The organism is Novosphingobium resinovorum (assembly GCF_036352595.1).
GTDB classification, from domain to species: domain Bacteria; phylum Pseudomonadota; class Alphaproteobacteria; order Sphingomonadales; family Sphingomonadaceae; genus Novosphingobium; species Novosphingobium resinovorum_B.
In genome coordinates this window covers 1-8,165 of record NZ_JAZFAX010000075.1, presented here as the reverse complement: position 1 = coordinate 8,165, position 8,165 = coordinate 1, and the positions used below count along the sequence as shown (strand labels likewise).

The 8,165-nt window shown below is 61.7% G+C and carries 6 protein-coding genes and 2 pseudogenes; 3 read left to right on the top strand and 5 right to left on the bottom strand.

Going from position 1 to position 8,165, the window contains the following annotated elements:
* Positions 1-207 precede the first annotated feature (207 nt).
* From xth to V2S85_RS26490, 3 genes are read right to left on the bottom strand one after another with little or no spacing between them, the layout of a single operon-like run.
* Positions 208-1,035, bottom strand: coding sequence for an exodeoxyribonuclease III (xth, locus tag V2S85_RS26500; RefSeq protein ID WP_330705780.1), 828 nt, complete (start codon positions 1,033-1,035; stop codon positions 208-210).
* A complete protein-coding gene (gene ligD / locus V2S85_RS26495) occupies positions 1,032-3,554 on the bottom strand; it encodes a DNA ligase D (protein WP_330705779.1) in 2,523 nt (840 codons plus the stop codon). Before ligD ends, xth begins: the two co-directional genes overlap by 4 nt.
* A 20-nt stretch (positions 3,555-3,574) precedes the next feature.
* Positions 3,575-4,522 carry a GNAT family N-acetyltransferase gene (locus V2S85_RS26490; protein ID WP_330705778.1) on the bottom strand — a complete coding sequence of 316 codons (948 nt, stop codon included), beginning with the start codon at positions 4,520-4,522 and terminating at the stop codon, positions 3,575-3,577.
* A 70-nt stretch (positions 4,523-4,592) separates the two neighbouring features.
* On the opposite strand from V2S85_RS26490, the gene V2S85_RS26485 reads away from it, so the two are divergent.
* On the top strand, positions 4,593-4,883 hold the full coding sequence (locus V2S85_RS26485; RefSeq protein WP_330705777.1) for a KTSC domain-containing protein: 291 nt from the start codon (positions 4,593-4,595) through the stop codon (positions 4,881-4,883).
* Positions 4,884-4,887: 4 nt separating this feature from the next.
* On the opposite strand, the gene V2S85_RS26480 is transcribed toward V2S85_RS26485, so the two are convergent.
* Both V2S85_RS26480 and V2S85_RS26475 read right to left on the bottom strand, forming a co-directional pair.
* On the bottom strand, positions 4,888-5,124 hold the full coding sequence (locus V2S85_RS26480) for a hypothetical protein (protein WP_330705776.1): 237 nt from the start codon (positions 5,122-5,124) through the stop codon (positions 4,888-4,890).
* 24 nt (positions 5,125-5,148) lie between these two features.
* On the bottom strand, positions 5,149-6,051 hold the full coding sequence (locus V2S85_RS26475; RefSeq protein WP_330705775.1) for a Ku protein: 903 nt from the start codon (positions 6,049-6,051) through the stop codon (positions 5,149-5,151).
* Positions 6,052-6,510: 459 nt separating this feature from the next.
* On the opposite strand from V2S85_RS26475, the pseudogene V2S85_RS26470 reads away from it, so the two are divergent.
* Both V2S85_RS26470 and istA read left to right on the top strand, forming a co-directional pair.
* Positions 6,511-7,023: pseudogene (locus V2S85_RS26470) on the top strand (IS701 family transposase); the annotation flags it as partial.
* A gap of 114 nt (positions 7,024-7,137) precedes the next feature.
* Positions 7,138-8,034 (top strand): annotated as a pseudogene (gene istA / locus V2S85_RS26465) (IS21 family transposase); the annotation flags it as partial.
* Positions 8,035-8,165 lie beyond the last annotated feature (131 nt).

The window sequence follows — 8,165 nt, the reverse complement described above, 5'->3', positions numbered from 1 at the left end:
TGAGCAAGCAGCAGCTCGTTCTTCTCGGCCTCGGTCAGAACATGAAGCGGCGGTGGCGGCATCCGTAGGGTGAATCAGCCAATCGACCTCCGCGCAACACTTTTCTGCCAACCCCGTGAGCAATTACAATTGGGGAGGCTCACATTTAGCCAGTAGGACTACTCATGAGAACACTCGCTTAGATCCGACAGGGTACGCCCTTCAACTTCAGGGCAACGCATCGTTCTTCCTCGCCGATGCGGACCTGCGGCGGCGTACCGACTTGCCGGCAATTTCGATCCAGACCGGTGCATGATCGCTGGTCTTCTCCCAGCCGCGCACATACCTATCAACCTGAGCGTCGGCGAGGCGGTCGGCAAGTGCCGGACTCAGCAGCAGATGGTCGATGCGCAGCCCGGCGTTGCGGGCATAGGCGTTCCGGAAATAGTCCCAGAAGGTGTAGATGGTCTCGCCGGGATGGAGCGTGCGCAGCGCGTCGGTCCAGCCCTGGCCGAGCAGCCGGAAATAGGCCGCGCGCACCTCGGGGGCGAACAGCGCGTCGTCAAGCCAGCGCTCAGGCTTGTAGACGTCCAGCTCGGTCGGCATGACGTTGAAGTCGCCCGCCAGCATCACCGGCAGGCCGCTTTCGAGCAGTCCGGCGGCATGGTCGATCAGCCGGTCGAACCATCGAAGCTTATAGTCGAATTTGGGACCGGGCCGCGGATTGCCGTTGGGGAGATAGAGTCCGCCGATGAGGATGCCATTGACCGCCGCCTCGATGTAGCGGCTGTGGCTGTCGTCGGGATCGCCGGGCAGGCCGCGCCGGGTCTCGTGGATCTCGCCGACGCGGCTGAGGATGGCGACGCCGTTCCAGCTTTTCTGCCCGTGCCAGATCGCGTCGTAGCCGAGGTCGCGGATCGCGCTCAGGGGGAATTTCTCCTGCGGTGCCTTCAGTTCCTGCAGAACGACGATGTCGGGCTGGCGTTCGGCCAGCCAGCGCAGCAGCACCGGCAGACGGCCGTTGACGCCGTTCACATTGTAGGTCGCGATGATCACAGGTCGGGGAGGATCTGGTCGGCGCGGCCCCAATGGGCGAGGTTCTTCGACGCCGCACGCTTCACCATTTCCGTGCCATCGCCAATATGCCAATGCGATGGCTTGTCGAGGTCGCGCAATTCCTTCCAGGTCAGCGGCACGGCGACCGGCGCATACTCGCGGGTGCGCGCGCTGTAGGGCATGACCGCTGTCGCGCCGCGCTGATTGCGCAGATAGTCGATGAAGATTTTGCCCGTTCGCTTGGCCTTCGCCAGCGCCGCGGTGAAGCGCGCCGGCTCAGCCTGCGCGAGCGCCAAGGCGAAACGATGCGCGAAGTCCTTCACCAAGGGCCATTCGGCCGAGGGGGTGAGCGGGGCTATGACATGCACACCCTTGCCGCCGGTGACCATCGGGAAGGTGGTGAGGCCCATCTGGGCGAGCACATCCTGAACATGGAACGCAGCCGAGACGACATCCTGGAAGTCGAGCCCCTCGTCCGGATCGAGATCGAAGACGAGCCGGTCGGCCTTCTCGACGTCTTCGATCCGCGCGCCCCAGCCATGGAATTCGATCGTTCCCATCTGGACGCAGGTGAGCAGTCCTGCGGGCGTGTCGACATACAGATAGGGCTCGTCATGCCCGTCCTTCTCGCGGATGCCGACCTGCTTGACGTCGTCGCCGAAGCTGCCGGCGTCGTGCTTCTGGAAGAAGCACTTCTTCGACCGGCCTTGCGGACAGCGCACGAGGCTGATCGGCCGGCTGCTAACCCAAGGGAGCATGATCGGAGCGACGATCTCATAATAGTCGGCAAGCTGGCCCTTGGTGAGCTTGCCCTCGGGAAAGATCACGCGCTCGCGGTTACTGATCTTGACGCTGCTGCGCGCCGGGGCGGTGGCGACCGCCACCGGCGTCTCGGTCTCGATCACGACGGCTTCGGGCTTCTTGTCCTCGCGCAGGCCAAGATAGCTGGGATGGCGCAGCACGCCTTCATCGGTAAATTCGACATAGGCGATTTCCGCGACCAGCTTCGGCTCGATCCAGTGCGCGCCGCGCACGGCGGCCCGGGGCGCGTCCACGGTCGGGACTTTGCGTTCGAGCGGCGCCATGATCTCCATCAGCCGTTCGATCTCGTCGGCCGTGAAGCCCGTGCCGGCTTTGCCGGCATAGCGCAGCTTGCCGTTCTCGTTGACGCCGAGCAGCAGCGAGCGGAACCCGCGCTGCTTGTCCGACGGCGTCCAGCCGACGATGACGAATTCCTGCCTGCGGATGCACTTGGTCTTGAGCCAGGTCCCCGCGCGCGAGCCGACATATTTGGCGTCGGCACGCTTCGAGATCACCCCTTCGAGACCCGCGCCGCAAAAGCTGGCGAGCAGCTTCTTACCATTCCCCACGATATGATCGGAGTAGCGGATACGGCCCTGGCCATCACCGATCAGTGCGGCCAGCTTTTCCTTGCGCTCGGCGAGCGGTAGACGGGTCAGGTCCTCGCCATCGAGCTCGAGCAGGTCGAACGCGAAATAGTCGATCGCCTCGGGGTTGCTTTTGAGCGCAGCCTGCAACGCCTGGAAGCTGGTACGACCATCGGGGAGGGTTACTACTGCCTCGCCGTCGATCAGCGCGCTGGCGACGTTCAGCTTCAGAGCTTCGGCGATCAGCCCGGCGAACCGGTCGGACCAGTCGAGCCCCGAGCGCGTATAGGCACGCCCTTCGCCGCCACCGATAGCGATGAGGGTTCGATAACCGTCATATTTGAGTTCGTGCAGCCAGCGGTCGCCGGGTGGGACATGATCGACGAGCGCGGCCAGCTGCACGGCCTGAAACGGCGGAAGTACGCCGGATTTATTGTGGCGAACGCCCGGTGAGGCGCGTCGCGTCTTGGGCTTGGCGGCCGCAACAGCTGGGGCTTTGGCCCTCGCCTTACGTTTCGGCACGGCTTTACCGGCGGCAATCTCCTCCATCGTGCGCCCGGTATCTACACTGGTGAGATGGGTGCCGATCAGATCATCTGAGCCGCCGGCGAATTCATCCTGCACCTTTCGCAAAATCCAATTCTCGCCCTTTTCCTTGCCGCGCGGCTTCAGACGAAAGAGGATCCACTCACCCTGCATCCGCCGGCCGTGAAGAATGAAATGGAGGTGACCTTCGGGCAGCGTCTGGCGAGGGTCCTTGCCAGGAATCGATTCCCAGGTGCCATTGTCCCACAGCATCACCGTGCCGCCGCCATATTCGCCCTTGGGGATAGTGCCTTCGAACCGGGCATAGTCGAGCGGGTGATCCTCCGTGCGGACCGCGAGGCGCTTGTCGTCGGGATTGCTGCTCGGCCCGCGCGTGACTGCCCAGCTCACCAGCGTGCCGTCCAGTTCGAGGCGGAAATCATAGTGGAGGCGTGACGCCGCATGCTTCTGGACGACGAACCCGTTGCCGCTCGTCGGCTCGGTTGCGCCCGACGGCTCGGCCGTATGGTCAAAGTCGCGCTTCTCGCGATATTTTGCGAGGCGCTCGTCGGCCGAAGTGTTGTTCGCTCTCAAGGCTCTGGCCATATTGATTTCCGATCACCCCGTTAATTCGTACGGTGGCGAACTCGTTCCCCGGTCGCCCCTTTGCCGATCATGCGGACAAATCGATAGCTGGCCTGTTCGAACTTCAGCGAGCGGAAGAAATTATGGCTGTTGTCGATCGTGATGTCGCTCATCGCCTCGATTTGACGGCAGCCGGCCTTCGCCAGCGCGGTCTCGGCGGCCGCCAGCATCGCCGTTCCGACGCCGCGACGACGATGGCGCTTATCGACTATGAGCACTGTCACGCGCCCGATCGGGCCGCGGTGGACAGTCGCTACAACCGCCCATCCGCAGCAGCCGACGATATCGCCCAGCTCGGCGACCACCATGCCGGCCTTCGCCTGTCGGGCCGCCGCGAGATTGTCGGCGACCTCCGTGCTATCGAGCGATACGCCGCTGAGCTGGCCGAGCAACGCCGCCAGGGAACCGGCATCGTTCGCGGTCGCAGCGCGAATACGCAACTCCGGTTCGGGTGCGGGCATAGGCTCAGGATCGGGGTGGGGCTCCGGCTCTGGCTCAGCTTTTGGGACGAGCCGGAGTGAAGGCTTTGGATGCGCCTTTGTGGAAGGTTTCCGTGCCGGATCTGGCTCTTCTCGTCTACGCGGCGCTGGACGATCTCGTAACGCCGGTTTTGACCGACGGCGGATGGGTCCTACGTCCTCCTCGGGCTCGGGCGAGCGGGGTTTGTCTCTGGAGGCAGGTCTGTCGGGCGTCGCGTCGGCCGACTGCTTCCATGTGCTTTGCTCGCTGCTACGCAGATAGTCCTGAATGTCGTCGGCGCTCGCGGTCAGACCATCGTCGCCGATGCCGAGGAGTGTCTTACCGTCCGCGTCGGTCAGGCCATATTTTCCGAAGTCGCCGGTGCCTGGCTTGCGCCGCCGCGACTTGATTAGCTTTAGTCCCCGATGCTGCGCCATCTCGCGGAGCTGATCGTCGCTGACCTCTGCCATCTTACGACGAGCCTGCCATTCCAGCATTTGTGAGTGCGGCAGGGTCGCCTTGGCGTCTTATGGGTTCCAGATGACGCAACGACCGGAACGGCGTGCGGCGATCCGCACTTCTCCAGATATGCGCGCCCACCGCTTCTCCCAATCCTCGATGATCAGCCGCATCGGCTTCGACGACGATGCCGGCATCCTCTCGATCTCGTTTCGCGATACTGGCACATATCTCTATTATGACGTGCCGGCCGAGACCTTCGAGGCCTTCTGCCATGCGGCTTCGGCCGGAACCTTCTTCAATGAGCTGATCAAGGACCGTTTTCGCTACGCACGCGATCCCGAACGGCGGCGCTTCGGGCCGAACGCCTGATCGCTCAGGTTTCGCCAAGGGCACGGTAAACCGACATCAGATGGCGAGAAGCGACGGCCCGTGCGCGCGGCGACCTGATCGTCTCTTCATTGGTCTCATGAAGCATGGTGAGCATGTCGAGCACGTCCTGACGGGGCGTGCCCGTTTCTCGCAAGTGCGTGCCGATCAATGTCAGCAGATTGGCCCACAGCGTGATGGCGCCCTCGGCAAACGCTGCATCGTCGTCGACGGTCGCCGCCACCGGGTCGGATCTGTTCGCCACGGATCAGGCCCGCTTGCGCGCAGCCGGTTTCGTGGCCGGCTTGGCCGCACTCTTCTTGGCGGCCGGTTTCGCGGCAGCCTTGCTGGTCTTCTTTGCCGCCGCCTTGGACGAGCCGCCACCCGATGAGCCGAGCGAGTTCTTGAGCGCGGCCATCAGGTCGACGACGTTGGAACCACGCGAATCGCTGCCCTTGTCATCGCTCTCGATGTTAAGCGTCTTGCCCTTCTTCTTACGCTCGATCAGCTCTTTGAGCGCGTCGGAATAGCGATCGTGAAACTCCCTTGCATCGAACTTGCCGGTCTTCTTGTCGATCAAGGTGGTGGCGAGGTCGAGCAATTCCTCGTCCGGATCTGTATCGCCGATCTCGCGGAAATAGCTCGTCGCCTTGTTGACTTCGTCTGCATAGCGCAGCGTCTCCATCACCATGCCGCGCCCGCAAGCCTTGATGCTGACGACATATTCCCGCCCGCGCATAGCGAGCTGGCCGAGACCGATCTTGCGCGTACGGCGGAGCGCCTCGCGCAAGACGATGAAGGCCTCCTCAGCAAGATCGTCGGCCGGCACAACATAATAAGGCTTCTCGAAATAGATCGCGTCGATGTCATGGCTATCGACGAACTGGGTCAACTCGAGCGTCTTCTTGCTCTCCAACTTGACCCCCTCGATCTCGTCGTCGTCGAGCAGGACATATTCGCCCTTGGCATATTCGAAGCCCTTGACGATCTCATCGACGTCGACAGGGCCGATCCCCGGCACGATCTTTTCGTATTTGATGCGCTGGCCCGAGGGCTCATGAATCTGATTGAACGCGATCGTGGCACCGCTCCTGGTCGCCGAATAGATTTCAACGGGAATGGAGACCAGCGCCAGTCGGATCTGACCTTTCCAATAGGGACGTGCAGCCATCGTTCCTCTCCTTCGCAGATTCACCTAATCCCCGATGTCTTCCACTCGTTCCCGAGCAATTTACACCACCGCACTGAGCCGACGAAGACCCTGACCATCGAAGGGGATAGAGCCGATCGGTCCGACAAGGTTTCCAGGAAGGGGATTGATCTCTCCGCCTCAGCGAGAGCGGCGTCATGAACGGCCGTTCGACACCGGCATTATCGTCATTGGCCTCCATGACGGCAACACGACGGCGCGGGCAGCGGTGTCTTCAAGCGAACGAACGAGCTGTTTGGTGCTGGCTCCCATTCTGGCCAGCAATGAGGTCGGCTACCTTCTCTCGTTTGCGCATTCGATCACCTCGTGGCGTCTGTCGTCGCGTGCCTAATCTTACTGAGTCACAAAACTCGCCGTCTGGGGGATTCGCTCGCGAATCGATTGTGATAGACTGCCGATTCATAGCGACGGGTGATCGGCATGGTGACGACCGGCGAGAACGAGACAAGCTCGTTTGATGGATATGTTGAAGCGCTAACCGAAGTCATCGGGCATGCGGATCGTGCAGAGCCGCTTCGAGATTATTGTATTGGGTTGATGATGCCAGTGGCACGCAAGAGCGTGGAACCGCTGGCGGCGGTGACAGCACCGGCGCGTGTTTCGGCCAAACATCAGTCTTTACTGCATTTTGTGGGGCAGGCGCCGTGGTCTGATGAAGCATTGATAAGGCGTGTCCGAGATTGGGTATTGCCACAGATGATCGAGCGCAGCGGGCCGATCACGTCCTGGATCATCGATGACACGGGTTTTCCGAAGAAGGGCAAACACTCGGTCGGTGTCGCGCGTCAATATTGCGGACAACTCGGCAAACAAGATAACTGCCAAGTCGCTGTCAGCCTCTCCATAGCCAATGAGGGCGCAAGCTTGCCGATCGCCTGGCAGCTTTACCTGCCCGAGATCTGGCTGGACGACCCAGAGCGACGCCATAAAGCAAAGATGTTGATTGCCACTGAGAAGTGACCCGGGGGGCGTATAAATTACCATTGAGAATTGACCCATGTTTCCCTCGCCTCCGGCTGCCAGTCGGAGGGTCTTGGAGTGATCAACATGGACTTACTCAGTGTGATCCGCCGTTGGCATTTCCGGCAGAAGATCCCCATTCGGGAGATCAAGCGCCGGACCGGCCTATCCCGCAACACCATCCGTAAATATCTGCGTTCCGATGTGGTTGAGCCCAGCTTCAAGGTTCCGTTGCGGCCCAGCAAACTCGATCCCTTCGCGGACAAGCTAACCGCTTGGCTGCGGGTGGAATCCAAGAAATCCCGCAAACAGAAGCGGACCGCCAAGCAGTTGCACGCCGATCTGGTAAAGCTGGGATATGATGGCTCTTACAACCGGGTTGCGGCTTTTGCCCGACGATGGCGAACCGAACTGCAGTATGAGCATCAGACCAGCGGGCGTGGGACATTCGTGCCTCTGGTCTTTCCGCCTGGCGAGGCGTTCCAGTTCGACTGGAGCGAGGATTACGCCGTGCTGGGCGGCAAGCCCACGAAGCTGCAGGTCGCTCATACCAAGCTGGCACATAGCCGCGCCTTTATCGTGCGAGCCTATCTGCTTCAGACCCATGAGATGCTGTTCGACGCGCTGACGCAGGCATTCCGGGTGCTGGGCGGCGTGCCCCAGCGCGGGATCTTCGACAATATGAGGACCGCTGTCGACAAGATCGGGACCGGGAAGGCACGGCAGGTCAACGCGAGGTTTGCCGCCATGGCCAGCCATTATCTGTTCGAGACCGATTTCTGCAATCCGGCTTCAGGCTGGGAGAAGGGACAGGTCGAGAAGAACGTTCAGGACGCTCGGCGCCGGTTGTGGCAACCGATGCCCAGCTTCCGCGATCTGGCTGAGTTGAACGCCTGGCTGGAAGAACAGTGCATCGCCCAATGGGGCGAGATCCAGCATGGTGTCATGCCCGGCACCGTGGCTGATGTGCATGCCGAGGAAGTTTCCTGGGACTGTCAGGAATTTCGTGTGCGGCGAGGCATAATGGGCAACAAGGAGACCCAGTATGTCACGACGGAAAGAACCCTCGATACCGAACGACATCCTCGACCAATTGCTGGCCGGCACTGACGCGG

Excerpts from the sequence above, each read along its gene's own strand:
- ligD (WP_330705779.1), bottom strand. The coding sequence starts at position 3,554 with ATGGCCAGAGCCTTGAGAGCGAACAACACTTCGGCCGACGAGCGCCTC.
- V2S85_RS26490 (WP_330705778.1), bottom strand. The coding sequence starts at position 4,522 with ATGGCAGAGGTCAGCGACGATCAGCTCCGCGAGATGGCGCAGCATCGG.
- V2S85_RS26485 (WP_330705777.1), top strand. The coding sequence starts at position 4,593 with ATGACGCAACGACCGGAACGGCGTGCGGCGATCCGCACTTCTCCAGAT.
- V2S85_RS26475 (WP_330705775.1), bottom strand. The coding sequence starts at position 6,051 with ATGGCTGCACGTCCCTATTGGAAAGGTCAGATCCGACTGGCGCTGGTC.